Annotated in this window: 24 protein-coding genes and 2 riboswitches; of the genes, 9 read left to right on the top strand and 15 right to left on the bottom strand. The window is 68.5% G+C overall.

Annotated elements, in window-relative coordinates:
* Positions 1-3 precede the first annotated feature (3 nt).
* Genes BU28_RS0118935 through BU28_RS0118960 form a run of 6 tightly spaced genes read right to left on the bottom strand, consistent with a single transcriptional unit; the run spans position 4 to position 6,161 of the window.
* Positions 4-1,599: a GMC family oxidoreductase gene (locus BU28_RS0118935; protein ID WP_028720810.1), complete on the bottom strand. Its 1,596-nt coding sequence runs from the start codon at positions 1,597-1,599 to the stop codon at positions 4-6.
* Positions 1,599-2,597: a branched-chain amino acid ABC transporter permease gene (locus tag BU28_RS0118940; RefSeq protein WP_028720811.1), complete on the bottom strand. Its 999-nt coding sequence runs from the start codon at positions 2,595-2,597 to the stop codon at positions 1,599-1,601. Before BU28_RS0118940 ends, BU28_RS0118935 begins: the two co-directional genes overlap by 1 nt.
* A 1-nt stretch (position 2,598) precedes the next feature.
* Positions 2,599-3,486 carry a branched-chain amino acid ABC transporter permease gene (locus BU28_RS0118945; RefSeq protein WP_028720812.1) on the bottom strand — a complete coding sequence of 296 codons (888 nt, stop codon included), beginning with the start codon at positions 3,484-3,486 and terminating at the stop codon, positions 2,599-2,601.
* Between the two features lies 1 nt (position 3,487).
* A complete protein-coding gene (locus tag BU28_RS0118950) occupies positions 3,488-4,192 on the bottom strand; it encodes an ABC transporter ATP-binding protein (protein WP_028720813.1) in 705 nt (234 codons plus the stop codon).
* Positions 4,189-4,962, bottom strand: a complete 774-nt coding sequence (locus tag BU28_RS0118955) for an ABC transporter ATP-binding protein (RefSeq protein WP_036763569.1) — start codon at positions 4,960-4,962, stop codon at positions 4,189-4,191. Before BU28_RS0118955 ends, BU28_RS0118950 begins: the two co-directional genes overlap by 4 nt.
* Positions 4,962-6,161 carry an ABC transporter substrate-binding protein gene (locus BU28_RS0118960; RefSeq protein WP_028720815.1) on the bottom strand — a complete coding sequence of 400 codons (1,200 nt, stop codon included), beginning with the start codon at positions 6,159-6,161 and terminating at the stop codon, positions 4,962-4,964. The genes BU28_RS0118955 and BU28_RS0118960 overlap by 1 nt, the downstream gene beginning before the upstream one ends.
* Before the next feature lie 333 nt (positions 6,162-6,494).
* On the opposite strand from BU28_RS0118960, the gene BU28_RS0118970 reads away from it, so the two are divergent.
* From BU28_RS0118970 to BU28_RS0118985, 4 genes are read left to right on the top strand one after another with little or no spacing between them, the layout of a single operon-like run.
* Positions 6,495-7,004, top strand: coding sequence for a sigma-70 family RNA polymerase sigma factor (locus BU28_RS0118970; RefSeq protein ID WP_232525935.1), 510 nt, complete (start codon positions 6,495-6,497; stop codon positions 7,002-7,004).
* Positions 6,988-7,764 carry an anti-sigma factor gene (locus BU28_RS0118975; RefSeq protein ID WP_028720817.1) on the top strand — a complete coding sequence of 259 codons (777 nt, stop codon included), beginning with the start codon at positions 6,988-6,990 and terminating at the stop codon, positions 7,762-7,764. Before BU28_RS0118970 ends, BU28_RS0118975 begins: the two co-directional genes overlap by 17 nt.
* A gap of 15 nt (positions 7,765-7,779) precedes the next feature.
* Positions 7,780-8,505 carry a Bax inhibitor-1/YccA family protein gene (locus BU28_RS0118980; RefSeq protein WP_028720818.1) on the top strand — a complete coding sequence of 242 codons (726 nt, stop codon included), beginning with the start codon at positions 7,780-7,782 and terminating at the stop codon, positions 8,503-8,505.
* 43 nt (positions 8,506-8,548) lie between these two features.
* Entirely contained in the window at positions 8,549-9,091 is a 543-nt protein-coding gene (locus BU28_RS0118985; protein WP_028720819.1) for a DUF2076 domain-containing protein, read from the top strand.
* A gap of 61 nt (positions 9,092-9,152) precedes the next feature.
* Here the strand turns inward: BU28_RS0118985 and glpK are convergent, their stop codons facing one another.
* From glpK to glpD, 8 genes are all read right to left on the bottom strand, one after another.
* Positions 9,153-10,646, bottom strand: coding sequence for a glycerol kinase GlpK (gene glpK, locus BU28_RS0118990; protein ID WP_028720820.1), 1,494 nt, complete (start codon positions 10,644-10,646; stop codon positions 9,153-9,155).
* Between the two features lie 52 nt (positions 10,647-10,698).
* Entirely contained in the window at positions 10,699-12,420 is a 1,722-nt protein-coding gene (locus tag BU28_RS0118995) for an ABC transporter substrate-binding protein (protein WP_028720821.1), read from the bottom strand.
* 57 nt (positions 12,421-12,477) lie between these two features.
* A complete protein-coding gene (locus BU28_RS0119000; RefSeq protein WP_088239200.1) occupies positions 12,478-12,759 on the bottom strand; it encodes a DUF2160 domain-containing protein in 282 nt (93 codons plus the stop codon).
* A 134-nt stretch (positions 12,760-12,893) separates the two neighbouring features.
* Positions 12,894-13,697: a carbohydrate ABC transporter permease gene (locus BU28_RS0119005; RefSeq protein ID WP_028720823.1), complete on the bottom strand. Its 804-nt coding sequence runs from the start codon at positions 13,695-13,697 to the stop codon at positions 12,894-12,896.
* Complete coding sequence (locus BU28_RS0119010; RefSeq protein ID WP_028720824.1) at positions 13,694-14,569, bottom strand: carbohydrate ABC transporter permease; 876 nt, start codon at positions 14,567-14,569, stop codon at positions 13,694-13,696. The genes BU28_RS0119005 and BU28_RS0119010 overlap by 4 nt, the downstream gene beginning before the upstream one ends.
* Positions 14,569-15,660 carry an ABC transporter ATP-binding protein gene (locus BU28_RS0119015; protein WP_028720825.1) on the bottom strand — a complete coding sequence of 364 codons (1,092 nt, stop codon included), beginning with the start codon at positions 15,658-15,660 and terminating at the stop codon, positions 14,569-14,571. Before BU28_RS0119015 ends, BU28_RS0119010 begins: the two co-directional genes overlap by 1 nt.
* A gap of 1 nt (position 15,661) precedes the next feature.
* Complete coding sequence (locus tag BU28_RS0119020) at positions 15,662-16,744, bottom strand: ABC transporter ATP-binding protein (protein WP_028720826.1); 1,083 nt, start codon at positions 16,742-16,744, stop codon at positions 15,662-15,664.
* Positions 16,741-18,330: a glycerol-3-phosphate dehydrogenase gene (glpD, locus tag BU28_RS0119025; RefSeq protein ID WP_036763733.1), complete on the bottom strand. Its 1,590-nt coding sequence runs from the start codon at positions 18,328-18,330 to the stop codon at positions 16,741-16,743. The genes BU28_RS0119020 and glpD overlap by 4 nt, the downstream gene beginning before the upstream one ends.
* Positions 18,331-18,508: 178 nt before the next feature.
* Here glpD and BU28_RS0119030 point away from each other — a divergent pair, with 178 nt between their 5' ends.
* The 5 genes from BU28_RS0119030 (at position 18,509) to BU28_RS0119050 (ending at position 22,914) form a co-directional block, all read left to right on the top strand.
* Complete coding sequence (locus tag BU28_RS0119030; protein WP_028720828.1) at positions 18,509-19,273, top strand: DeoR/GlpR family DNA-binding transcription regulator; 765 nt, start codon at positions 18,509-18,511, stop codon at positions 19,271-19,273.
* Positions 19,274-19,314: 41 nt separating this feature from the next.
* Positions 19,315-19,525, top strand: a riboswitch (cobalamin riboswitch).
* Between the two features lie 160 nt (positions 19,526-19,685).
* Positions 19,686-20,696: an ABC transporter substrate-binding protein gene (locus BU28_RS0119035; protein WP_036763576.1), complete on the top strand. Its 1,011-nt coding sequence runs from the start codon at positions 19,686-19,688 to the stop codon at positions 20,694-20,696.
* Complete coding sequence (locus tag BU28_RS0119040; RefSeq protein ID WP_028720830.1) at positions 20,693-21,733, top strand: FecCD family ABC transporter permease; 1,041 nt, start codon at positions 20,693-20,695, stop codon at positions 21,731-21,733. The genes BU28_RS0119035 and BU28_RS0119040 overlap by 4 nt, the downstream gene beginning before the upstream one ends.
* On the top strand, positions 21,730-22,497 hold the full coding sequence (locus BU28_RS0119045) for an ABC transporter ATP-binding protein (protein WP_028720831.1): 768 nt from the start codon (positions 21,730-21,732) through the stop codon (positions 22,495-22,497). Before BU28_RS0119040 ends, BU28_RS0119045 begins: the two co-directional genes overlap by 4 nt.
* 3 nt (positions 22,498-22,500) lie before the next feature.
* On the top strand, positions 22,501-22,914 hold the full coding sequence (locus BU28_RS0119050; protein WP_028720832.1) for a pseudoazurin: 414 nt from the start codon (positions 22,501-22,503) through the stop codon (positions 22,912-22,914).
* Here BU28_RS0119050 and cobO read toward each other — a convergent pair.
* Positions 22,911-23,552 (bottom strand): cob(I)yrinic acid a,c-diamide adenosyltransferase, encoded by a 642-nt coding sequence (gene cobO / locus BU28_RS0119055; protein ID WP_028720833.1) that lies wholly within the window; start codon positions 23,550-23,552, stop codon positions 22,911-22,913. The two genes, BU28_RS0119050 and cobO, sit on opposite strands and share 4 nt — an antisense overlap.
* Before the next feature lie 31 nt (positions 23,553-23,583).
* Positions 23,584-23,796, top strand: a riboswitch (cobalamin riboswitch).
* Positions 23,797-23,816: the final 20 nt, after the last annotated feature.

The following is a 23,816-nucleotide window of genomic DNA, read 5'->3' on the forward strand; positions in this document are numbered from 1 at the left end:
GGGCTAGCGCGCGTCCTCGAGGATCATGCGCGCGGCCTTTTCGGCGATCATCATCACGGGGGCGTTGGTGTTCCCGCTGGTGATCGCCGGCATGACCGAGGCGTCGGCGATGCGCAGCCGCCCCAGCGCCCGCAGCCGCAGCCGCGGATCGACCACCGCGCCGCCGTCCGCGCCCATGCGGCAGGTGCCGACGGGGTGAAAGATGGTCGTGCCGATGGCCCCCGCCGCCTTTTCCAGGTCCGCCTCGGTCTGGAAGGCGATGCCGGGCAAATGCTCCTCGGGGTCGAAGCGGGCGAACGCGGGCTGGGCCGCGATCTTGCGGGTCAGGCGGATGGCGCGCGCCGCGACCGCGCGGTCGCCGGGGGTCGACAGGTAGTTCGGCCGGATCGCCGGCGGGGCGCGGAAATCGGCGCCGGTCACATGGACCGAGCCGCGGCTTTCGGGGCGCAGGTTGCAGACGCTGGCGGTCATCGCCGGAAAGGGGTGCACCGGCTCGCCGAACTTGTCCAGGCTGACGGGCTGGACGTGATATTCCAGATCCGCTGTCGCCTTGTCGGGCCCCGAGCGGGTAAAGATGCCGACCTGGCTGGGCGCCATCGCCATGGGGCCCGACCGTTTCAGCAGGTATTCCAGCCCGATGGCCGCCTTGCCCATCAGACGCGATGCCTTTTCGTTCAGCGTGGGCACGCCCCTGACCTTGTAGACCAGCCGCAGTTGCAGATGGTCCTGCAGGTTCTCGCCCACGTCCGGCACCTCGGCCAGGGGAGCGATGCCCGCAGCCTGCAGAACCTCGCCCCGGCCGATGCCCGAGCGTTCCAGGATCTGGACCGAGCCGATGGCCCCCGCCGACAGCACGGTTTCGCGCGCCGCCCGGATTTCCTGCCGCTGGCCCTTGTGGTGGATGACGGCGCCTCGGACCTCGCCCCCTTCGATCAGCAGGCGCTCGACCTCGGCCCCGGTCAGCACCGTCAGGTTCGGACGCGGCAGGGCGGGGCGCAGGAACGCCTTGACCGCCGACCAGCGCCAGCCCCGGCGCTGGGTCACGTCGAAATAGCCGCTGCCCTCGTTGTCGCCACGGTTGAAATCGGGCGTGCGCGGGATGCCGGCCTGTTCGGCCGCTTCCATGAAGGCGTCGAGCACCGCCCAGCGGACACGGGCCGTTTCGACCCGCAATTCGCCGCCCGCGCCGTGCATGTCGTCGGCGCCGCGATAGAAATCCTCTTGCGCGCGGAACAGGGGCAGCACGTCGTCCCAGCCCCAGCCGGTGCAGCCCATCTGCCGCCAATGGTCGTAATCCGCCGCCTGGCCGCGCATATAGATCATGCCGTTGATCGAGGAGCAGCCGCCCAGAACCCGGCCGCGCGGGTAAAGCAGCGACCGGCCGTTCAGCCCCGGCTCGGCCTCGGTGCGAAACAGCCAGTCGGTGCGCGGATTGCCGATGCAATAGAGATAGCCGACCGGAATGTGGATCCAGTGATAGTTGTCGCGGCCCCCGGCCTCGACCAGCAGGACGCGGTTGCGGGGATCGGCGGACAGGCGGTTGGCCAGCACGCAGCCCGCGCTGCCCGCCCCGATCACGATGTAATCCGCGCCCTGCATCAGGATTCGGACCGGAAGCCCAGCCGCCGGCCCAGGCGCGAGGCGAAGAACTCTCCGACCAGCCCGCGGCGGAACAGCAGCACGCAGACCATGAAGACGAGGCCGGTGATGATGGTGACGGGAAAGTCCGAGGTTGCCAGGTAGTTCTGCAAGGTGACGACCAGCCCCGCCCCGAAGACCGGCCCGGCCAGCGTGCCGATGCCGCCCAAGAGCGTCATCAGGATGACCTCGCCCGACATCTGCCAGCCCACGTCGGTCAGGGTCGCGAACTGAAAGACCAGCGCCTTGAGGCCCCCGGCCAGCCCGGCCAGCGCCGCCGACATGACGAAGGCGCCCAGCTTGTAGCGCGCGACCGAATAGCCCAGCGATATGGCACGCTGTTCGTTTTCCCGGATCGACTTCAGGATCATGCCGAAGGGCGAGTTCACGAAGCGCCAGATCACCAGCAGCCCCAGGGCGAAGACCGCCAGGACGAAGTAATACATGTTCATGGTCTGGCCCAGGTCGATCAGGCCGAACAGGTGCCCGCGCGGGACCGACTGGATGCCGTCCTCGCCATGGGTGAAGCCGGCCTGCAGGCAGAAGAAGAAGAACATCTGCGCCAGCGCCAGCGTGATCATGGCGAAATAGATGCCCTGGCGGCGGATGGCGATGGCGCCCATCACCAGCCCCAGCAGGGCCGCGCCGGCGACGCCCAGCAGGATGCCGGCCTCGGGCGGCCAGCCCCATTCCTTCACCGCATGCGCGGTGAAATAGGCAGCGCCCCCGAAGAAGGCCGCATGGCCAAAGCTCAGAAGCCCGGTGTAGCCCAGGAGCAGGTTGAACGCCGAGGCAAAGAGCGCAAAGCACAGAAGCTTCATCAGGAAGACGGGATACAGGAACTGCGGCGCAACCAGCAGCAGGACCAGCCCCAGGGCCAACAGGGCAAGCTGGAAGCGGCCGGCATGCGGGTGGGCAGGGATGTGTTCGCCGGCGGGTGCGTCGGATTTCGCGGACATGTCAGGCATCCTTTCCGAAAAGGCCGGCCGGCCGCAGGATCAGCACGATCGCCATGATGACGAAGATCACGATGTTCGAGGCCTCGGGGTAGAAGACCTTGGTCAGCCCCTCGATTACGCCCAGGAGATAGCCGGTGACGATGGCCCCCAGGATCGAGCCCATGCCGCCGACGACGACCACGGCAAAGACGATGATGATCAGGTTCGATCCCATCAGCGGGCTGACCTGATAGACCGGCGCGGCCAGCACCCCGGCAAAGCCCGCAAGCCCCGCCCCCAGCGCATAGGTCAGCGTCAGCAGCAGGGGCACGTTGACGCCAAAGGCCTGCACCAGCACCGGGTTCTCGGTCGCCGCGCGCAGATAGGAGCCAAGCTTGGTCTTCTCGATCAAGAGCCAGACCGCGATGCAGACCGCCAGAGAGGCGACGACCACCCAGCCGCGATAGATCGGCAGGAACATGAACCCCAGGTTCACCGCCCCCGTCAGTTGCGACGGCGGCGCATAGGGCTTGCCCGAGGCGCCGTAGAAATAGCGGAAGGTGCCCTCGATCGCCAGCGCCAGGCCGAAGGTGAACAAGAGACCGTAAAGGTGGTCCAGCTTGTAAAGCCGCGACAGCATGGTCCGTTCGATCACCGCGCCGAACAGGCCCACGATGACCGGCGCGAGGATCAGCGCGAACCAGTAGTTCACGCCGCCCACCGTCAGCAGCAGAAGCGCGGTGAAGGCGCCCAGCATGTATTGCGCGCCATGGGCAAAGTTGATCACCCGCAACAGGCCAAAGATCACCGCCAGCCCCAGCGACAGCAGCGCATAGAAGCTGCCGTTGATCAGCCCGACCAGCAGTTGCCCCATCAGCGCCTGGACCGGCACGCCAAAGATCATGGTCATGTCATACCCCCAGAACCTGGTGCAATGCGTCCATCCGTTGCGGCAGGTCGCGGGTCGGGAACTCGGCCGTCATCACGCCGTGGTCCATCAGGTAAAAGCGGTCCGCCACCTTCGAGGCGAAGCGGAAGTTCTGTTCGACCAGCACGACGGTCATGCCGCGCGCCTTGAGCTGGACCAGAACCTCGCCGATGGCCTGGATGATGACCGGGGCCAGACCCTCGGTCGGCTCGTCGAGCAAAAGGCAGCGGGCCCCGGTGCGCAGGATGCGGGCCATGGCCAGCATCTGCTGTTCGCCCCCCGACAGCTTGGTGCCGGGGCTGTTCCGGCGTTCCTGGAGGTTCGGGAACAGCGCATAGATCTCCTGGACCGACATGCCGCCATCGGCGACGCGCGGGGGCAGCATCAGGTTTTCCTCGACCGAGAGGGTGGCGAAGATGCCGCGTTCCTCGGGGACGAAGCCCAGGCCCGCGCGGGCGACGCCGTGCAGCGGCATCGCCATCAGGTCGCGCCCGTCGAAGCGGATGGTTCCGCTGCGCTTGCGCAGGATGCCCATGATCGCGCGCAGGGTCGTGGTCTTGCCCATGCCGTTGCGGCCCAGGACGCAGATCGTCTCGCCCTGGTCGACATGCAGGTTCACGCCGTGCAGGACGTGGCTTTCGCCGTACCAGGCGTTGAGGTCGCGGACCTCGAGCAGCGGCGCGCTCATGCGTCGGTCCCCATATAGGCGGTGCGGACGCGCGGATCGGCGGCCACGGTGGCATAATCGCCGCGCGCGATGATCTCGCCCCTTTGCAGCACGGTGACATGGTCGCAGATGTCGGCGACCACGTTCAGGTTGTGTTCGACCATCAGCACGGCGCGGGTGCGGGCGACCTCGCGGATGATCTCGGCCACCATGCGCACGTCCTCCTGGCCCATCCCGGCCATCGGTTCGTCCAGCAGCAGGACCTGCGGGTCCAGCGCCAGGGTGGTGGCGATCTCCAGCACGCGTTTCCTGCCATAGGACAGGTCGGCCGCGCGGTGGTCGCGGTATTGCGCGATGCCAAGGCTTTCGATCAGCGCCTCGGCCCGGTCGTTCAGCCGGTCGAGCGACGAGAGCGGCAGCCAGAACTGGACCGCAAGCCCGGCAGGCCGTTGCAGCGCGACGCGGACGTTTTCCAGCACCGTCAGGTGCGGAAACACCGCCGAGATCTGGAAGCTGCGCACCAGCCCCATCCGCGCCACCTTGTCGGGCCGCTCGCGGGTGATGTCGTGCCCCAGCAGCGTGATCTGGCCCCGCGTCGGTTGCAGGAACTTGGTCAAGAGGTTGAACACGGTGGTCTTGCCGGCGCCATTGGGCCCGATCAGCGCATGGATGCGGGCATGTTCCACATCCAGATCGACGTCGTTCACGGCGGTGAAGCCGGCGAAATCCTTGCCGAGGCCGCGGGCGGACAGGACCACCCGCGGTTCGGCCTGCGGGGCAGGGGCCGCCATCACTTGGCCAGCGGGCAGCCGCTTTCGGCCGGGTCGGCGAAGGCCTCGGCGCCGGGGATGGTCGCGACGATGCGGTAATAATCCCAGTCCTCGGTCACCTCGTCGGGCTTCTTGACCTCCATCAGGTAGACATCCTTGATCAGGCGGCCATTGGCGCCAACCTTGCCGCCCTGAGCAAAGACATCGTCCACCGGCATCTCGTGCAGCTTGGCGGCGACGGCCTCGGTCTCGTCCGTGCCGGCGGCCTCGATGGCCTTCAGATACTGGGTCACGGCGGAATAGGTCCCGGCGTGGACCATGTTCGGCATCACGCCGGCCCGTTCCTTGAATCGCTCGGCGAACTTGCGCGATGGCTCGTCCCGGTTCCAGTAGAAGCTTTCCGTCAGGTTCAGCCCCTGCGCGGCATCAAGCCCCAGGCCATGCACCTCGGCCAGGGTGAACAGCAGCGCGGCAAGCTTCTGCCCGCCCTGGGTGATGCCGAATTCGGACGCCTGCTTGATCGCGTTCTGGGTGTCCATGCCGGCGTTGGCCAGGCCGATGACCTTGGCCCCCGAGCTTTGCGCCTGCAGCAGGAAGGACGAGAAATCCGTCGTCGCCAGCGGGTGACGGACCGCGCCCACCACGGTGCCGCCCTGGGCCTTGACCAGGTTCGAGGTCTGTTCCTCGAGCGAATAGCCGAAGGCGTAGTCCGCCGTCAGGAAGAACCAGCTGTCGCCGCCCGCCTTGACCAGCGCGCCGCCGGTGCCCACCGCCAGCATATGCGTGTCATAGGCCCAGTGGAAACCATAGGGCGAGCATTGCGCGCCGGTCAGTTCGGTCGTCGCGGCGCCGGTGTTGATGGTGATCTTCTTCTTTTCCAGCGACAACGCCTGCACCGCCAGACCCACGGACGAGGTGGTCAGCTCCATGATGCTGTCGACCTGTTCGGTGTCATACCATTGCCGCGCGATGTTCGAGGCGATGTCGGCCTTGTTCTGGTGGTCGGCGGTCACGACCTCGATGGGCGCGTCCAGGACCTTGCCGCCGAAATCCTCGACCGCCATCAGCGCGGCCTGATAGGACGACTTGCCGCCAAAGTCGGCATAGACGCCGGACTGGTCGTTCAGGATGCCGATCTTGACCTTGCCGTCCGAAACCTCGGCCAGCGCAGGCGTGACGGACAGGCCGACCGCAACGGTCGACAGCAGAAACTTTCGCATTTCATTCCTCCCCTGGTGCGTTCCTTCTGCCGCGGGGACGGGCCCGTCGGGTGGGAACGCTGCTTCGAAACGGGCGCGGTCATGGCCTGTGACCCCCGCTTCGACGGCAAGGATGGCCGGATTTTTTTCGTCGCACAAGCCCGTTCGGGGGCCGGCTTTGCGGCGATCGGCCGCCGTGACGTGGCGGCCGTCCGGTGAAAAAAAGCTTGACGCGACGGCATGTTCCCGCAGCGCGTCGGCGGGCGCCATTTTTTTGCCGGTGCGATGCAAGGTCTTCGGGTTCGGCGTCGTATATCTGTAGCAATGGATGATGATGCACCCATACAGGCCCAGATGCCCGCCCTGAGGCGATATGCCCTGGCGCTGACCCGCAACCAGGCCGATGCCGACGACCTGGTGCAGGAGGCGCTGCTGCGCGGGCACGAAGGACGGCGCAGCTTTCGGCCGGGCGGCAACCTGCGGTCCTGGCTGTTTTCCATCCTGCGCAACGCCTTTCTGGACCGCAGCCGCTCGCGCAAGGCCGAGGCGCGGCGCGAAGCCGAGGTGGCCGCCCACGCCCCCCTGTCCATGGACGCGCCCCAGGACGCCGCCGTGCGCCTGTCGCAACTGCGCGCGGCCTTGATGATGCTGCCCGACGAACAGCGCGAGGCCCTGACCCTGGTCGCGGTCGAGGGGCTGACCTATGCCGAGGCCGCGGCGCTGGCCGGCGTACCGGTCGGCACGCTGATGTCGCGGGTGTCGCGCGCCCGTGCCTGGCTGCGCGAATTCGAGGACGGCGGGACCGCCCAAGGCGACGGTCCTGCCCTGAAACTGGTCGGAGGACGCGATGCAGACCGCCCCTGATACCACCGTCTCGGATCTGGACCTGACCGCCTATGTCGACGAACAGCTGGACGACTGGCAGCGCATGCGGGTCGAGGACCACCTGTCGCGCCATCCGCAGGACGCCGCGCGGGTCATGCACGACATCCGGCTGCGGCGCGAACTGCGGCTGGCGCTGGCGCCTGCCTCGCCCGCGCCCGCCGGCCTGCGGATGGCGGCGGCGCAACTGGACCGCGCGATGCGGCGCGACCGGCGGCTGCGCCGCCTTGTCCGGCTTGTCCCGGTCGCGGCCCTGGTCGTCGCGGGCTGGCTGGCCCATGCCGGGCTGGGGCCGCTGTCGGTGACGCCTCTTGTCGCGGCCCATCCCGTGCCCCCGGTGGTTCAGGCCGCGCTGTCCGCGCGCGACGCCGCGCTGGTGCGCCTGCCCATGCGGTCGCAGCCGCAAAGCCCCGAGCTTGACGCGGCCGAGATGCGGGCCGCCACCGGCATCCTGCTGCCCCGCTTCGACGAGGGTTGGCGGATGCGCGACGCGCAGGTCTTCCCCTCGCCCCAGGGCCCTGGGATCGAGCTGGTCTTTGACAGCGGCACCCTGGGGCGCGTGACCCATTTTGCCGTTCGCACCGGCAGCTTTGCCGTCACCATGCCCCACGCCCAGGACCTTCACGGCGACAGCGTCGCCTGGTTCCAGATCGGCGAGACGGCGCATGTCCTGATCGCCGACCGCGGCAGCGTCGAGACGCTCGAGGCGACCGCGCGCCGCCTGTCCGCCACTCTCTACTGAAAAAAGGAGACACCCATGGATTACGACACCCGAGGCCGCAGCGCCGGTTTTGCCCCCGCCGGGACGCAGGCCATTGCCTATGACCAGGGGCTGCGGGCCCATATGCTGCGCATCTACAACTACATGGGGCTGGGACTGGTGCTGACCGGGCTGGTCGCGGTCTTGGTCGCCTCGGTCCCCGCGCTTTACGTCCCGATCTTCGGCACGCCGCTGAAATGGCTGGTGATGCTGGCGCCGCTGGGCTTCGTGATGTTCCTGTCCTTCCGCATCGAGGCGATTTCGGGCGCGACGGCGCAGACGCTGTTCTGGGCCTTCTGCGGGGTGATGGGCCTGTCGCTGGCCTCGGTCTTCCTGGTCTTCACCGGCACCTCGATCGCGCGGGCCTTCTTCGGCGCCGCCGCCATGTTCGGCGCGATGAGCCTTTACGGCTATACCACGAACCGCGATCTCAGCCAGTTCGGCAGCTTCCTGATCATGGGCCTGATCGGCGTCATCATCGCCAGCATCATCAACATCTTCCTGGGCTCGTCGGCGCTGCAGTTCGCGATCTCGATCATCGGGATCCTGGTGTTCGTCGGCCTGACCGCCTGGGACACCCAGTCGATCAAGCTGCAATATGCCGAACACCACGACGACGAGACGCGCCAGAAGCTGGCGGTGATGGGCGCGCTGTCGCTGTACCTGAACTTCGTCAACATCTTCCAGCTTCTGCTGAGCCTGACCGGCCAGCGCGAGGAATGACCGCCCTTTGAGAAAACCGGCCCACAAGAAAAAGGAAACAGACATGGACCAGAACGACAGGCATGCCATCGAGACGCTGTTCGGCAAGCTCTCGCAGGTCGAACGGCAGGCGCCGCCCCGCGACGCCGAGGCCGAGCGCTTCATCGGCGACCAGATTGCCCGCCAGCCCGGCGCGCCTTATTTCATGGCCCAGACCATCGTCGTGCAGGAACAGGCGCTGAACGCGGCGCAGGCCCGGATCGAGCAACTGGAACAGCAGGCCCAGCAGGGCGGCGGCTTCCTGTCGCGCATGTTCGGCGGCGGTGCCGCGGCGGCGCAGGCCCGGCCCCAGCCCGCCCCGGCCTATGGCGGCGCGCAGGGCGGCCCGTTCCAAAGCGGCGGCCGGCCGATGCCCGGGCAGGGCGGCGGCTTTCTGGCCGGCGCGGCCCAGACCGCGATGGGCGTCGCGGGGGGCGTCCTGCTGGGCAATGCCGTGATGGGCATGTTCGGGGGCGAAGCCAATGCCGCCGAACCGGCCCCCGCCGAGGACCAGGAGGAGCCGCAAGAGGAAGAAGACGCGGGCTTTGACGACGGCGGCGAGTGGTAGGTTCGCGCCCCGAAGGCAGGATCGGGAAAGGGGCGGCCGGGTGCCGCCCTTTTTCGTTGGCTCAGGAGGCAGCGCCGTCCGGGGCGGCGGCGATGGTGGCGCGCACGGCGCGTTGCCAGCCCTGGTAGCGCCTGGCGCGCTCGGCTTCGTCCATCTGCGGCTCGAACCGGCGATCCAGCGCCCATTGTCCGGCAAACTCGGCCGGCTCGGGACAGAGGCCGGCTTGCAGCCCCGCCAGATAGGCGGCGCCAAGGGCCGTCGTCTCGGTCACCTTCGGCCGATCCACGGGCGCGCCCAGGATGTCGGCCAGGAACTGCATCGACCAGTCGCTGGCGGCAAGCCCGCCGTCCACGCGCAGCACCGCCTGGCCCGCGCCGGGCCAATCGGCCTGCATGGCCTGCCACAGGTCGCGGGTCTGGTATCCCACGCTTTCCAGGGCCGCGCGCGCCAGTTCCGCAGGCCCCGAATTGCGCGTCAGGCCAAAGATCGCGCCCCGGCACTCGGGCCGCCAATAGGGCGCGCCAAGCCCGGTGAAGGCGGGGACCATCACCACCTGCTGGGCCGGATCGGCGGCCTCGGCCAGGGGCTGGGTCTCGGCCGCCTGGCGGATGATCTTCAGCCCGTCGCGCAGCCATTGCACCACCGCGCCCGCGACAAAGATCGAGCCTTCCAGCGCATAGGTCGTCCGTCCCCCCAGCCGATAGGCGATCGTGGTCAGCAGCCGGTTCTGCGAGGCGACGCGTTCCGCCCCGGTGTTCAGCAGCGCGAAACAGCCCGTGCCATAGGTCGATTTCATCATGCCGGGCTGGAAACAGGCCTGCCCCACGGTCGCGGCCTGCTGGTCGCCCGCGACGCCCAGGATCGGGATGCCGCCGCCGAACAGGTCGGGCCGCGTCGTGCCGAAGTCGGCCGCGCAATCGCGCACATCGGGCAGCAGCGCCATGGGGATGTCCAGCAGGGCGCAGATTTCCTCGTCCCAGCGGTTCTCGCCGATGTCGTAAAGCAGCGTCCGCGCGGCGTTTGTGGCGTCGGTTGCGTGGGCCTTGCCGCCGGTCAGGTTCCAGATCAGCCAGCTATCCACGGTGCCGAAGGCCAACTCGCCCGCCCGGGCCCGCGCGCGGGCGCCCTCGACATGATCCAGCAGCCATTTCAGCTTGGTCCCCGAGAAATAGGGGTCGAGCAGCAGCCCCGTGCGGTCGCGGATCAGCGCCTGATGCGGGGCCAGCGCTTCGCACAGGTCGGCGGTGCGGCGGTCCTGCCAGACAATGGCGCGGTGCAGCGGCCTGCCTGTCGCGCGGTCCCACAGCAGCGTCGTTTCGCGCTGGTTGGTGATGCCGATGGCCGCGATCCGGGGCGCGCCGGCCCGTTCGATGGCCGAGCGCGCGGTCGCCGCGACCGTGGCCCACAGGTCGCCGGGGTCGTGTTCGACCCAGCCGGGCTGCGGGAAGTGCTGGGGAAATTCGGCCTGCGCCACGGACACCACCCGCAGCGCGGCATCGAAGACGATCGCGCGCGAGGAACTGGTTCCCTGGTCGATGGAAAGGATATGGGACATGAACGCTCCGCCGTCGCCTGGGGGCGGGACAGGCGCCCCGCCCCCTTTGGTGTTACTGCCAGGACTTGATCAACTCGTCATAGGACACGGTTTCGCCCTTGGGCTTTTCATTGTCCAGCTTGGCGACGGGCGCGCCGGGGGCGTCCAGCCATTCCTGCGGGTCCTTTTCCTCGTTCATCTTGGGGCCAAGGTCGCCCTGCACGCCGGCGCGTTCCAGCCGTTCCAGCACGCGTTCCTGTTCGGCGCACAGGCTGTCCAGCGCCTCTTGCGGGGTCTTGGCGCCCGACATGGCATCGCCGATGTTCTGCCACCACAGCTGCGCGAGCTTGGGATAGTCCGGGATATTGGTCCCGGTCGGCGACCATTGGGTGCGCGCGGGCGAGCGATAGAACTCGATCAGGCCCCCCAGCTTGGGCGCGCGCTCGGTGAAGGACTTGTCGTGGATGGTGCTGTCGCGGATGAAGGTCAGCCCGACGTGGGATTTCTTCACGTCCACGGTCTTCGAGGTCACGAACTGCGCGTAAAGCCAGGCGGCCTGCGCGCGGTCCACGGGCGTGGATTTCATCAGCGTCCAGGATCCCACGTCCTGATAGCCGATCTTGGTGCCTTCGGACCAGTAGGCGCCGTGCGGGCTGGGCGCCATGCGCCATTTCGGCGTACCGTCCGCGTTCATGACCGGCGTGCCTTCCTTGACCATGTCGGCGGTAAAGGCGGTGTACCAGAACATCTGCTGGGCGATGTCGCCGCGCGCGGGAACCGGCCCCGCCTCGCTGAAGGTCATGCCCTGGGCTTCGGGCGGGGTGTATTTCTTGAGCCAGTCGATCGCCTTGGTCACCGCGTAGACGGCGGCGGCGTCGTTCGTCGCGCCGCCGCGCGCGACGCAGGACCCCACGGGACGCGAGTTCTCGTCGACGCGGATGCCCCATTCGTCGACCGGGAGCCCGTTCGGCTCGCCCTTGTCGCCCATGCCGGCCATGGACATCCAGGCATCGGTATAGCGCCAGCCGAGGCTGGGGTCCTTCTTGCCATAGTCCATGTTGCCCCAGGCCTTGGCGGGGCCGCCCTCGATATAGGACATGTCGCGGCCGGTGAAGAATTCGGCGATGTCCTCATAGGCGGACCAGTTCACCGGCACGCCCAGGTCATAGCCGTACTTGGCCTTGAAGTCGTCCTTGGTCTTCTGGTCGTTGAACCAGTCGTAGCGGAACCAGTAGAGGTTCGCGAACTGCTGGTCGGGCAGCTGATACAGGTCGCCGTCGGGCGCGGTGGTGAACTTCAGCCCGATGAAATCGGGCAGGTCCAGCGTCGGGCTGGTAAAGGCCTTGCCCTCCTCGGCCATCCACTTGGTCAGGTCGCGGGCCTGCTGATAGCGCCAGTGCGTGCCGATCAGGTCGCTGTCGTTGATGTAGCCGTCATAGATGTTCTCGCCGGTCTGCATCTGGGTCTGCAGCTTTTCGACGACGTCGCCTTCGCCGATCAGGTCGTGGGTGACCTTGATGCCGGTGATGGCGCTGAAGGCCGGGGCCAGGACCTTGGATTCGTATTCATGGGTGGTGATCGTCTCGGACACCACCTTGATCTCCATCCCGGCCAGGGGCTTGGCGGCGTCGATGAACCACTGCATCTCCTTTTCCTGGTCGGCGCGGGACAGGGTGGACAGATCCCCGATCTCGGCGTCCAGGAATGTCTTGGCGGCCTCCATGTCGGCCCAGGCCGGGGCCCCCGTCACCATCAGCGCCAGCGCGATGGCGGTGGTCGTTCGTGTCGGTCTCATGTCATCCTCCCTGATGAGACGTCCTGCGTTCCCGCCGCCCCCTCTGCGGCGGGTATTTCAGACCCAGCGGAACACCGCTGCGGCATAGACAAGGCACAGTCCAAGCGCCCACCACAGCGGCGGCCCGGCAAAGAACAGCCAGCCCAGGCAGATGAAGGCCGAGCCGAGCAGCGTGATGAACAGCCGGTCGCCCCGCGTCGTCAGCGTCCGCAGGATGCCGCGCCGCGGGGTTTCGGGAAAACGGATCGCTAGGATGGTGAACAGCACAAGAAGGCTGGCGATGGTCCAGAAGAAGGCCGCGACCGGGAATGTCCAGGCCATCCAGCCGCCCGGGATCATCGGCGCGGTCCAGTCGCGGGCGCCGTCCCGGACGGGTGTGGCCCAGACAAGAAAGGCCAGCGCGGCGCCCAGGATCAGGACGGCCATCGCATAGATCGCGGGCCAGCGGGCGGGGCGGGCGGCGGGGCCGGCCATCACACCCTTCCCAGGGCGAAGCCCTTGGCGATATAGTTGCGCACGAACCAGATGACCAAGGCGCCGGGCACGATGGTCAGGACGCCCGCGGCGGCCAGCACGCCCCAGTCCATGCCCGAGGCGCTGACGGTGCGGGTCATGGTGGCGGCGATGGGCTTGGCATTCACCGAGGTCAGGGTCCGGCTCAGCAGCAGTTCGACCCAGCTGAACATGAAGCAGAAGAAGGCCGCGACCCCGATTCCGCTTGCGATCAGCGGCATGAAGATGCGGATGAAAAAGCGCGGGAACGAATAGCCATCGATATAGGCCGTCTCGTCGATCTCGCGCGGGACGCCGCGCATGAAGCCTTCCAGGATCCAGACGGCCAGCGGCACGTTGAACAGGCAATGTGCGAGCGCCACCGCGATATGGGTGTCGAAAAGCCCGATCGAGGAATAAAGCTGGAAGAACGGCAGCGCAAAGACCGCCGGCGGCGCCATGCGGTTCGTCAGCAGCCAGAAGAACAGGTGCTTGTCGCCCATGAAGCGATAGCGGCTGAACGCATAGGCCGCCGGCAGCGCCACCGAGATGGAAATCACTGTGTTCATCACGACATAGATGATCGAGTTGACGTAACCCATGTACCAGCTGGGATCGGTCAGGATGACGCGATAGTTGCGCAGGGTCGGCTGGTGGGGAAACAGGCTGAAGGCGCCGGTGATCTCGGCATTGGTCTTGAGGCTCATGGTCAGCAGCCAATAGACCGGGATCATCAGGAACAGCAGGTAAAGCGTCATCACGACGCCCGCGCCGCGCAGCTTCATGGCGCCGCCTCCTCGTTGTCCAGGTTGGTCATCACCGTGTAGAACACCCATGAAACCAGCAGGATGACCAGGAAATACATCAGGCTGAACGCCGCCGCCGGCCCCAGGTCGAACTGGCCCACCGCCATCTTGACCAGATCGATGGACAGGAAGGTGGTCGAGTTGCCCGGCCCGCCGCCGGTGACGACGAAGGGCTCGGTATAGATCATGAAGCTGTCCATAAAGCGCAGCAGGATCGCGATCAGCAGCACGCCCTTCATCTTCGGGAGTTCGATATGGCGAAAGACCGCCCAGCGGCTGGCCTGGTCGATGCGCGCCGCCTGGTAATAGGCCTGCGGGATGGATTGCAGCCCCGCATAGCACAGCAGCGCGACAAGGCTGGTCCAGTGCCAGACATCCATCACGATCACCGTCGCCCAGGCGTCGACAGGGTCGTTCGTGTAATTGTAGTCGATGCCCAGGGCCGCCAGCGTGTGGCCCAGCAGGCCAATGTCCATGCGCCCGAAGATCTGCCAGATCGTCCCCACCACGTTGAACGGGATCAGCAGCGGCAGCGACATCACCACCAGGCAGAAGGATGCCCAGAAGCCGCGCTTGGGCATGTTCAGCGCGACGAAGATGCCAAGCGGCACCTCGATCGCCAGGATGGCGGCGGAAAACAGCACCTGCCGTCCCAGCGCCGCATGCAGGCGCGAGGAATGGACCATCTCGTCGAACCACTCGAGGCCGGCCCAGAAGAACTCGTTGTTCCCGAAGGTGTCGTTGAAGGCATAGTTCACCACCGTCATCAGCGGGATGACGGCGGAAAAGGCGACCAGCAGCAGCACCGGCAGCACCAGGAACCACGCCTTGTTGTTCTGGACCTTGCCCATCATGCGGCCCTTTCCCCGGAAAGCGGCGCCACCCGCCAGTCGTCGGCATAGACGCCCACGCGCCCCGGAGCAAAGGCCAGCCGGGCGGGGCCGGGGGGCAGGGGGGCGCCTTCGGGCAGGATCACATCGAAGGGTCGGCCGGCCAGTTCCGCGCGCAGGATGCGGTGGCGGCCCACGTCCTCGACCCGGCGGATGGTGGCGGCCAGCCCGCCGTGATCCGTCAGATGCGCGTGTTCGGGCCGGATGCCGACCTGGACCCGGCCCGACAGCGGCGGATAGGCGGCGCCAAGGTCCAGCACCTGCCCGTCCTCCAGCCGGGCCGCGCGCCCCTCGACCGTCGCATCCAGGAAATTCATCCCGGGCGAGCCGATGAAATAGCCGACGAAGCTGTGGGCCGGGGTTTCGAACAGTTCCTGCGGCGTGCCCGTCTGGACCACGCGGCCGTCGTGCATGACCACGACCCGATCGGCGAATGTCAGCGCCTCGGTCTGGTCGTGGGTGACGTAGATCATCGTATGGCCGAACTGGCGGTGCAGCTGTTTCAGCTGCGCGCGCAGTTCCCATTTCATGTGCGGGTCGATCACGGTCAGCGGCTCGTCGAACAGGATCGCGTTCACGTCCTCGCGCACGAGGCCCCGGCCCAGGCTGATCTTCTGCTTGGCATCCGCCGTCAGCCCCTGGGCGCGGCGGGGCAGCATCGCCTCCAGACCGATCATGCGGGCGATGCGGTCCACGCGGTCCTTGACATAGGCTGCGTCCCGGCCGCGGTTGCGCAGGGGAAAGGCCAGGTTCTCGGCCACGGTCATGGTGTCGTAGACGACAGGGAACTGGAACACCTGGGCGATGTTGCGCGCGGCCGTGGGGGCGTTCGTCACGTCGCGGTCGCCGAACAGGATGCGGCCCTGGCTGGGATGCAAGAGCCCCGAGATGATGTTCAGAAGCGTGGTCTTGCCGCAGCCCGAGGCGCCGAGCAGCGCATAGGCGCCGCCGTCCTGCCAGACGTGGGTCATCGTCTTGAGCGCGAAGTCGCCGTCGCCCCGAGGGTTCGGGCTGTAGCTGTGGGCCAGGTTTTCCAGGGTGATCCGCGCCATGTCAGGCCGCCCGCGCATGGCGGGCCGAGGCGGCCAGCCGCCCGTCGCCGTCGAACAGATAGACATGGCCGGGATCCAGCCACAGCGGCAGGGCGGTCCCGGGGGCCAGGTCGTGGACGCCCTCGACCAGCGCCACCCAGCGTTCCGGGCCGTGAGTGACGTGCAGGAAGCTTTGCGATCCGGTGATTTCGGTCACGACAACCTCGCAGGGGAACTCCAGCGCCGCCGGGGAAGGGCGCGCGATCGACAGGTGATTGGCCCGAAAGCCCGCCAGATAGGTGCCGTCGGCCAGGTCCCCGGCCGCCGCGGGGGCGGCGACGCCCTGGCCCAGCACCAGCCGCCCGCCCCGGCGTTCGGCCGGGGCGAAGTTCATCGGCGGGTCGGAAAACACCCGCGCGGTGATCGCGTCCTGCGGCTGGCGATAGACCTGCGGCGTCGGCCCGAACTGCGTCACGCGGCCTTCCCACAGCGTCGCGGTGTTGCCGCCCAGCAGCAGCGCCTCCTCGGGTTCGGTGGTGGCATAGACGAAGATCGCGCCCGAAGCCTCGAAGATGCGGGGGATTTCCACGCGCAGCTCCTCGCGCAGCTTGTAGTCGAGGTTCGCGAGCGGCTCGTCCAGCACCACCAGCCCCGCCCCCTTGACCAGCGCGCGCGCCAGCGCGCAGCGCTGCTGCTGGCCGCCCGACAGGTCCAGCGGGCGGCGGTCCAGCATCGGGGTCAGGCGCAGCATGGCGGCGATCTCGCGCACGCGGGCGTCGATCTCGGCCCGGGGCCGGCGCAAGATGCGCAGGGGCGAGGCGATGTTTTCGTAGACCGTCAGGCCGGGATAGTTGATGAACTGCTGATAGACCATGGCGACGCCGCGATCCTGCACGCGCTGGCCGGTCACGTCCGCGCCGTCCCACAGGATGCGGCCGGTGGTCGGCTGGTCCAGCCCGACCATCAGCCGCATCAGGCTGGTCTTGCCGGCAAGCGTCGGGCCCAGCAGCACGTTCATCGTGCCGCCCCGAAACACCAGGTCCGTCGGATGGATATGGACCCGGCCTTCGACCGATCGGGACACACCTTGCAGCTCCAGCGTCATGGATGGCCCCCCTGCGCCGCGGCGGAGGGGGCCGTTTCGCCCAGCCACTCCCCCAGCGCCGCGATCTGGGCCAGGGTCATGTGCAGGCCCAGCTTGGTGCGCCGCCACAGGATGTCCTCTGCCGTCCGGGCGAATTCGCGATCCAGGAACCAGCGCACCTCGGCCTCGGACAGGCCGGCGCCGAAGTCCCGGCCCAGGTCCTCGCGCGCCTGCGCCGTGCCCAGGACGGCGAAGGTTTCCGTCCCGTGGGTGCGCAGCAGGCGCCGCACCTCGCGCGGGGTCAGGAAGGGATAGCGGGCGGCGATCCCGGCCTCCAGCGCCTCGACGCCATCGACCGGGAAATCGCCGCCGGGCAAGGGGACGCCGGCGGTCCAGGGCCCGCCCGCCTTGGGAAAGAACGGCCCGAGTTTCGCCAGGGCGCCTTCTGCCAGGCGGCGATAGGTGGTGATCTTGCCACCAAAGACGTTCAGCAGCGGCGGGCCGTCCTGGTCCAGGCTCAGCACATAGTCGCGCGTCGCCGCCGTCGCCGACTTGGCGCCGTCGTTGTAAAGCGGCCGCACCCCGGAATAGGTCCAGACCACCTGGTCGGGCGTGACCGGCGCGCGGAAATAGGCGCTGGCGAAGCGGCACAGGTAGTCGCGCTCATCAGGCGTGCAGCGGGCCTCGCCGGGCGCGCCGTGGTGGTCCACGTCGGTCGTGCCGATCAGGGTGAAGTCCTGTTCATAGGGAATGGCAAAGATGATCCGCCCGTCGCTGCCCTGGAAGAAATAGCAGCGGTCGTGGTCGTAAAGGCGCGGCACGACGATATGGCTGCCGCGCACCAGGCGGACGCTTTCGGCCGAGCCGATATGCGCGACGTCGCGGATCACCTCGGCCACCCAGGGACCGGCGGCATTGACCAGCGCGCGGGCGTGGTGGGTGCGGGGGCCGTCCTCGCCCTCGGTCCGGATCTGCCACAGCCCGTCCGTGCGGGTCGCACGGGTGACCCGGGTGCGGGGCAGGATGGTTGCACCACGCGCCTCGGCGTCGCGGGCGTTCAGCACCACCAGCCGGGCGTCCTGCACCCAGCAATCGGAATATTCCCAGGCGCGGCGGAACGGCTTCAGCGGCGCGCCCAGCGGGTCCGTCGACAGGTCCAGCCGGCGCGTGCCGGGCAGGATGCGCCGCCCGCCGATGTGGTCGTACAAAAACAGCCCCAGCCGGATCAGCCAGGCCGGCCGCCGCCCGCGCATCCAGGGCATGACCAGCCCCAGCAGGCGCGAGGTGGGCGTGTCGCTTTCAAAGCGCATCTCGGGCGACCAGGGCAGGACAAAGCGCATGGGCCAGCTGATGTGGGGCATGGCGCGCAGCAACGTCTCGCGTTCCGCGAGGGCCTCGCGGACCAGGCGGAACTCGAAGAACTCCAGATAGCGCAGCCCGCCGTGGAACAGCTTGGTCGAGGCGCTGGAGGTGGCCTGCGCCAGGTCCCCCATCTCGGCCAGCGTGACCGACAGGCCCCGGCCGGCGGCGTCCCGCGCGATGCCGCAGCCGTTGATGCCGCCCCCAAGGATGAACAGGTCGCTGACCGACCCCGGCTGTGTCGACACCAAAACCCCTCCACGGCCTCAGCCCTTGGGGCGAAGGTGCATCGCCGCTCACGCAGTCGTCAATGAATATTTTCGTTTGTCTTGCGAAATTCGGGAAAACGAACAATCATGCGCCTCTGATCGCGCGGATCGGCCGGTTTGCGCACATGCGCGACGGTCGGACAGGAAAGGACGGCGCATGGCCCTGAGCATCCGGCAGAACGAGATCCTGGACCTTGCCCGGTCCGAGGGCCGCGTGCTGGTCGAGGATCTGGCCCAGCGGTTCGAGGTGACGTTGCAGACCATCCGCCGCGACCTGGGCGAGATGGCCGAGGCGGGGCTGCTGGACCGGGTGCATGGCGGCGCGGTGCCGCGCGCGGGCGCCGTGAACCTGGGCTACGAATCGCGCCGCCGCATGAACGCCGAGGCCAAGGCCGTCATCGGCGCCGCCTGCGCCGCGGCGATCCCCGACAACTCCAGCCTGATCCTGAACCTGGGCACCACGACCGAGGCGGTGGCCCGCGCGCTGGTCCACCACCAGAACCTGACGGTGGTGACGAACAACATGAACGTCGCGAACATCCTGCTGGCGAACCCGGGCTGCGAGATCATGGTGGCGGGGGGCGCGCTGCGGCGTTCGGACGGCGGGCTGGTGGGCGAACTGACCACCCAGTTCTTCGAACAGTTCAAGGTCGATTATGCGGTGATCGGCACCTCGGCGCTGGACATCGACGGGGATCTGCTGGATTTCGACCTGGCCGAGGTGCGCGTCAGCCGCGCGATCCTGCGCCAGGCGCGGCGCGCCTTCCTGGTCACCGACCATTCCAAGCTGGGCCGCCCTGCACCCGCCCGCATCGCCAGCCTGTCCGAAATCGACACCGTCTTCACCGACCAGCCGCTGCCCCGCGCCCTTGCGGCCCGCTGCGCCGACTGGGGGACCACGGTGCGGCTTTGCCCGCCCTGACGCGCGCGCGGTGACAAGGGGCTTGCCCGGTGGTGCGGCCCGGGCTATCTGGATGCGTCGGTTTCCGAAAGGAATTGAAAGGGAATCCGCCGCCGGCCCGGGGTCCGACCCCGCAAGGCGAACCGGAACTGCCCCCGCAACTGTAGGCGGCTAGGGTTTTCGCAACGCATCCACTGTGGCGCTTGTCATGGGAAGGACGCGACAACCCCGCGATCCGCCAGTCAGGAGACCTGCCGGCACAAATGCAACGCGGCCCGGGCGGGGTGTCCGGGGAGGTGTCCTATGATGTTTGCCCCTGGTGTGACCCGTTACGCCCGTTTCCGTCAGACCGCGCCGCCCCGGCGCGCGCCTGGTCCTGGGCTGCTCCTCCCGTTCGCCTGTCTCCGGTCGCTCTCATGACCGGAGATCACCCATGACGTCTGCCCGCTTTCTCGCCCCGCTGCTCGGCGCGACCTGTCTTGCGCTGCCCGCCGCGGCCGAAGCCGCCTATCCGCTGCAGCTTGAAAACTGCGGCCGCACGCTGACCTTCCAGCAGGCGCCCGACAGCGTGGTCAGCCTGGGCCAGGCCGCGACCGAGGTGCTCTATGCGCTGGACCTGGCCGACAAGGTGACCGGCACCGCCGTCTGGTTCACCAAGGTCCTGCCCGAATACGAGGCTGTGAATGCCGGGATCGAGCGGCTGGCCGACAACGATCCTTCCTTCGAAGCCGTGGTCGCCAAGCGGCCCGGGCTGGTCGCCGTGCAATACGAATGGCACGTCGGCCCGCAGGGGATCGTGGCCACGCGCGAGCAGTTCGACGACCTGGGCATCCCGACCTATATCCTGCCGGCCGATTGCTGGGCCAAGGACAATTCGACCGGATCCGACGGCACGCGCACCGCCATGTTCGAGATGGAAAGCGTCTATGCCGGCGTGCGCGAACTGTCGCAGATCTTCGACGTGCCCGACCGGGGCGAGGCGCTGGTCGACAGCCTGAAGGCGCGCGAGGCCGCCGCCGTCGAAAAGGCCCGTGCGCTGGACCTCAAGGACGCCTCGGCGGTGTTCTGGTTTTCCTCGGCCGAGATGGACATCGACCCCTATGTGGCAGGCCGCAAGGGGCCGCCCGGCTCTATGATGCAGGCGCTTGGCCTGCGCAACGTGGTCGAAAGCGACGAGGAATGGCCGACCGTCAGCTGGGAAAGCATCGCCCGCGCCAACCCTTCGGTCATCGTTGTGGCGCGCATGGACCGCCGCCGATTCGAGGCGGACGACGTGGAAAAGAAGCTCGCCTTCCTGAAATCGGACCCGGTGGCCAGCCAGATGGACGCGGTCAGGAACGACCGCATCATCGTGCTGGACGCCCATTCGATGGACCCCTCGATCCGCAACGTCGCGGCGCTTGAGACCCTGGCCGAGGCCTTGCCCGGCCTTGGCCTGAAATGACCGAGGCCGCAGCCCCGGCCCCGCGCGCGCCCGTCCTGCTGCGGCGGAGGGCGCTTGGCGCGGCCCTGCTGGCGCTGGCCGTGCTGGCCGGGGTCGCGATCGGGGAAACCCCGGTCTCGCCCCTGACCGTGCTGGCGGTGCTGGCCGACCGGCTGGGCCTGGGGACCCACGCGGTCGACCCGATCGAGGCCGGCATCCTGTGGAACTATCGCCTGCCCCGCACGCTGGTCGCGGCGGGGTGCGGGGCGGGGCTGGCGCTGGCGGGCGTCGTCCTGCAGTCGCTGGTCAGGAACGCGCTGGCCGATCCCTATCTGCTGGGCGTTTCGGCCGGGGCGGGGACCGGGGCGGTCGCGGTCACGATCATGGGCCTGGGCGGCGGGCTGATCGGCCTGTCGATGGGCGCCTTTGCCGGGGCGGGGCTGGCCTTTGGCCTGGTCGCGGCGCTGGCCCGGGCGGCGGGGGGCGGACCCGCGCAGCTGGTCCTGGCGGGCATCGCGGGATCGCAGCTGTTCAATGCGCTGACCTCGTTCTTCATCGCGCGTTCGGCCAACGCCGAACAGGCGCGCGGCATCATGTTCTGGCTTCTGGGCAACCTGTCGGGCGTGCGCTGGCCCGACGTGACGCTGGCGGTCCCCGCGGCGCTGCTGGGCTATCTGGCCTGTCTGTGGCACGCGCGGGCGATGGATGCCTTTGCCTTTGGCGCGCAGTCGGCGGCGGCGCTGGGGGTGCCCGTGCGGCGCGTCCAGGTGGTGCTGATCGGCGTGACCACGCTGATGACGGCGGTGATGGTCAGCCTGGTCGGCTCGATCGGCTTCGTCGGGCTGGTCGTGCCCCATGCCATGCGCTTTCTGGTAGGGCCGGGCCACCGCGCGCTGGTCCCGGCCTCGGCCCTGGCGGGGGCGGTGTTCCTGATCGCAGCCGACGTCGCCTCGCGCCTGCTGATCCCCGGCCAGGTCGTGCCCATCGGCGTCGTCACCGCGCTGGTCGGGGCGCCGGGCTTTGCCCTGATCCTGATCGGCAACCGGAGGCGGGTATGAGGGTCGAGACCCGCGACCTGGGCTGGCGCGCCGGCCCCCGCGCCATCGTCCAGGGCGTCAGCCTGTCGATCGCCGCGGGCGAGACGTTCGGCCTGGTCGGTCCGAACGGCTCGGGCAAGTCCACGCTGCTTCGGCTGGTCGCGGGCCTGTTGCCGCGCGCCCTGGGGCAGGTCGCGCTGGACGGCGCGCCCCTGGCCTCGCTGTCCCGGCGCCAGATCGCGCAGCGCGTGGCGCTGGTCGAGCAGCAGGCCGACACCGCCGAGGCGCTGAGCGCGCGCGAGGTGGTGGCCCTGGGCCGCACGCCCTGGCTGTCGGCGCTGGCACCCTTTTCGGATGCCGATGCGGCCATCGTCGAACAGGCGCTGGCGGCGGTGGGGATGATGGCCCTGGCCGACGCCCCCTGGGCCACGCTGTCGGGGGGCGAACGCCAGCGCATCAGCATCGCCCGCGCCCTGGCCCAGCGGCCCCGCCTGCTGCTGCTGGACGAGCCGACGAACCATCTGGACATCCACCACCAGCTGTCGCTGCTGCGCCTGATCGCCGGCTTGCCGGTGACGGTGATCGTGGCGCTGCACGACCTGAACCAGGCAATGGGCTGCGATCGGCTGGGGGTGATGGCGGGCGGCCGGATGGTCGCCAGCGGCCCCCCGGCCGCGGTGCTGGACGATGCCCGCCTTGCCGGGACCTTCCGCGTCGGCGCGCGCCGCCTGACCGATCCGGTCGACGCGGCGACGCTGCTGCGCTTTCACTGTCTCAAGGAATAAGCCATGAAAACCCTGCTGACCGCCGCCCTGCTGATCCTGCCCCATGCCGCCTTGGCCGAGGTGCACGAGGTCCACATGCTGAACCGCAACGACCAGGGGCCGATGGTCTATGAACCCCAGCGCCTGCGCATCGCGCCGGGCGACACGGTGCGGTTCCTGCCGACCCAGCCCGGCCACAACGCCGCCACCATCGACGGCATGATCCCCGAGGGGGCCGAACCCTTCCGCTCGAAGATCAACGAGGATTTCTCGGTCACGCTGATCCGGCCGGGCAGCTATGGCATCAAGTGCTCGCCCCATGTCGCGATGGGCATGGTCATGCTGATCGAGGTGGGCGAGGCCGAGCCCCCGGTCCTGCCCGACGACCTGCCCGCCCGCGCCCGCGAACGGTTCCAGGCGATCCTGGCTGGGGACTAGAACTCGACCCCCGGCTGGGCCTTGATGCCGTCGCGGAACGGGTGGCGGATCAGCGCCATCTCGGTCGCCAAGTCGGCGATCTCCAGCACTTCGGGCGGCGCGTTCCGCCCGGTCAGCACCACATGGGTCATCGGCGGCTTTTCGCCCTGCAGAAAGGCCGCGACCTCGGCCGGGTCCAGGTAGCCGTAGCGCAGGGCGATGTTGATCTCGTCCAGCAGCACCATGTGGATGGCGGGGTCGCGGATCAGCGCCTTGCCCTTGTCCCAGGCGGCGCGGGCGGCGGCGATGTCGCGGGCTTTGTCCTGGGTTTCCCAGGTGAACCCCTCGCCCATGGTGTGGAACTGGCACAGATGCGCGAAATGGCGCTGGATCAGGGCGCGTTCCCCGGTCTGGCGCGCGCCCTTGATGAACTGCACCACGGCGCAGGGCATGTCATGGGCGATCATGCGAAAGATCATCCCGAACGCGGCCGAGGACTTGCCCTTGCCGGGCCCGGTATGGACGATGACCAGCCCCTTCTTGCCGGTCTTTTCGGCCATCATGCGGTCGCGGGCCTGCTTGATGCGGGCCTTCTTCTGCGCGTGCCGGGCGGCTTCCTCGGGGGAAACGGCAGGGGGGGGAAGGGTTGCGTCGGTCATGGCCTCTCCTTGACATTGCCCCGCGTTCCCGGTCATCTGGGCGCGCGCTGGTTCCTGTCTATGACAGGCCAAGAGGGAATGCGAAGGGGTCTTGGCCCCGAACGCAGCCGCCCCCGCGACCGTGACCGGGAAGGTCCGCGATGCCACTGGGCCCCGCAAGGGCCTGGGAAGGAGCGCGGCGCCGCCGGGGCCGAAGGCCCCGATATCCGCAAGCCGGGAGACCTGCCAGCGTCAAGGAGCAACGGCGGACGGGGTGTTCCGCGA

The sequence above is a fragment of the Paracoccus yeei ATCC BAA-599 genome (assembly GCF_000622145.1).
In the GTDB taxonomy this organism is placed as follows: domain Bacteria; phylum Pseudomonadota; class Alphaproteobacteria; order Rhodobacterales; family Rhodobacteraceae; genus Paracoccus; species Paracoccus yeei.

Excerpts from the sequence above, each read along its gene's own strand:
- BU28_RS0118995 (WP_028720821.1), bottom strand. The coding sequence starts at position 12,420 with ATGAGACCGACACGAACGACCACCGCCATCGCGCTGGCGCTGATGGTG.
- BU28_RS0119035 (WP_036763576.1), top strand. The coding sequence starts at position 19,686 with ATGACGTCTGCCCGCTTTCTCGCCCCGCTGCTCGGCGCGACCTGTCTT.
- BU28_RS0118980 (WP_028720818.1), top strand. The coding sequence starts at position 7,780 with ATGGATTACGACACCCGAGGCCGCAGCGCCGGTTTTGCCCCCGCCGGG.
- BU28_RS0118940 (WP_028720811.1), bottom strand. The coding sequence starts at position 2,597 with ATGTCCGCGAAATCCGACGCACCCGCCGGCGAACACATCCCTGCCCAC.
- cobO (WP_028720833.1), bottom strand. The coding sequence starts at position 23,552 with ATGACCGACGCAACCCTTCCCCCCCCTGCCGTTTCCCCCGAGGAAGCC.
- BU28_RS0119010 (WP_028720824.1), bottom strand. The coding sequence starts at position 14,569 with ATGGGCAAGGTCCAGAACAACAAGGCGTGGTTCCTGGTGCTGCCGGTG.
- BU28_RS0118955 (WP_036763569.1), bottom strand. The coding sequence starts at position 4,962 with ATGGCGGCCCCTGCCCCGCAGGCCGAACCGCGGGTGGTCCTGTCCGCC.
- BU28_RS0119040 (WP_028720830.1), top strand. The coding sequence starts at position 20,693 with ATGACCGAGGCCGCAGCCCCGGCCCCGCGCGCGCCCGTCCTGCTGCGG.
- BU28_RS0118945 (WP_028720812.1), bottom strand. The coding sequence starts at position 3,486 with ATGACCATGATCTTTGGCGTGCCGGTCCAGGCGCTGATGGGGCAACTG.
- BU28_RS0119005 (WP_028720823.1), bottom strand. The coding sequence starts at position 13,697 with ATGAAGCTGCGCGGCGCGGGCGTCGTGATGACGCTTTACCTGCTGTTC.
- BU28_RS0119030 (WP_028720828.1), top strand. The coding sequence starts at position 18,509 with ATGGCCCTGAGCATCCGGCAGAACGAGATCCTGGACCTTGCCCGGTCC.
- BU28_RS0119020 (WP_028720826.1), bottom strand. The coding sequence starts at position 16,744 with ATGACGCTGGAGCTGCAAGGTGTGTCCCGATCGGTCGAAGGCCGGGTC.
- BU28_RS0118960 (WP_028720815.1), bottom strand. The coding sequence starts at position 6,161 with ATGCGAAAGTTTCTGCTGTCGACCGTTGCGGTCGGCCTGTCCGTCACG.
- glpK (WP_028720820.1), bottom strand. The coding sequence starts at position 10,646 with ATGTCCCATATCCTTTCCATCGACCAGGGAACCAGTTCCTCGCGCGCG.
- BU28_RS0119045 (WP_028720831.1), top strand. The coding sequence starts at position 21,730 with ATGAGGGTCGAGACCCGCGACCTGGGCTGGCGCGCCGGCCCCCGCGCC.
- BU28_RS0118950 (WP_028720813.1), bottom strand. The coding sequence starts at position 4,192 with ATGAGCGCGCCGCTGCTCGAGGTCCGCGACCTCAACGCCTGGTACGGC.
- BU28_RS0118970 (WP_232525935.1), top strand. The coding sequence starts at position 6,495 with ATGCCCGCCCTGAGGCGATATGCCCTGGCGCTGACCCGCAACCAGGCC.
- BU28_RS0118935 (WP_028720810.1), bottom strand. The coding sequence starts at position 1,599 with ATGCAGGGCGCGGATTACATCGTGATCGGGGCGGGCAGCGCGGGCTGC.
- BU28_RS0118985 (WP_028720819.1), top strand. The coding sequence starts at position 8,549 with ATGGACCAGAACGACAGGCATGCCATCGAGACGCTGTTCGGCAAGCTC.
- BU28_RS0119050 (WP_028720832.1), top strand. The coding sequence starts at position 22,501 with ATGAAAACCCTGCTGACCGCCGCCCTGCTGATCCTGCCCCATGCCGCC.
- BU28_RS0119015 (WP_028720825.1), bottom strand. The coding sequence starts at position 15,660 with ATGGCGCGGATCACCCTGGAAAACCTGGCCCACAGCTACAGCCCGAAC.
- BU28_RS0119000 (WP_088239200.1), bottom strand. The coding sequence starts at position 12,759 with ATGATCCCGGGCGGCTGGATGGCCTGGACATTCCCGGTCGCGGCCTTC.
- BU28_RS0118975 (WP_028720817.1), top strand. The coding sequence starts at position 6,988 with ATGCAGACCGCCCCTGATACCACCGTCTCGGATCTGGACCTGACCGCC.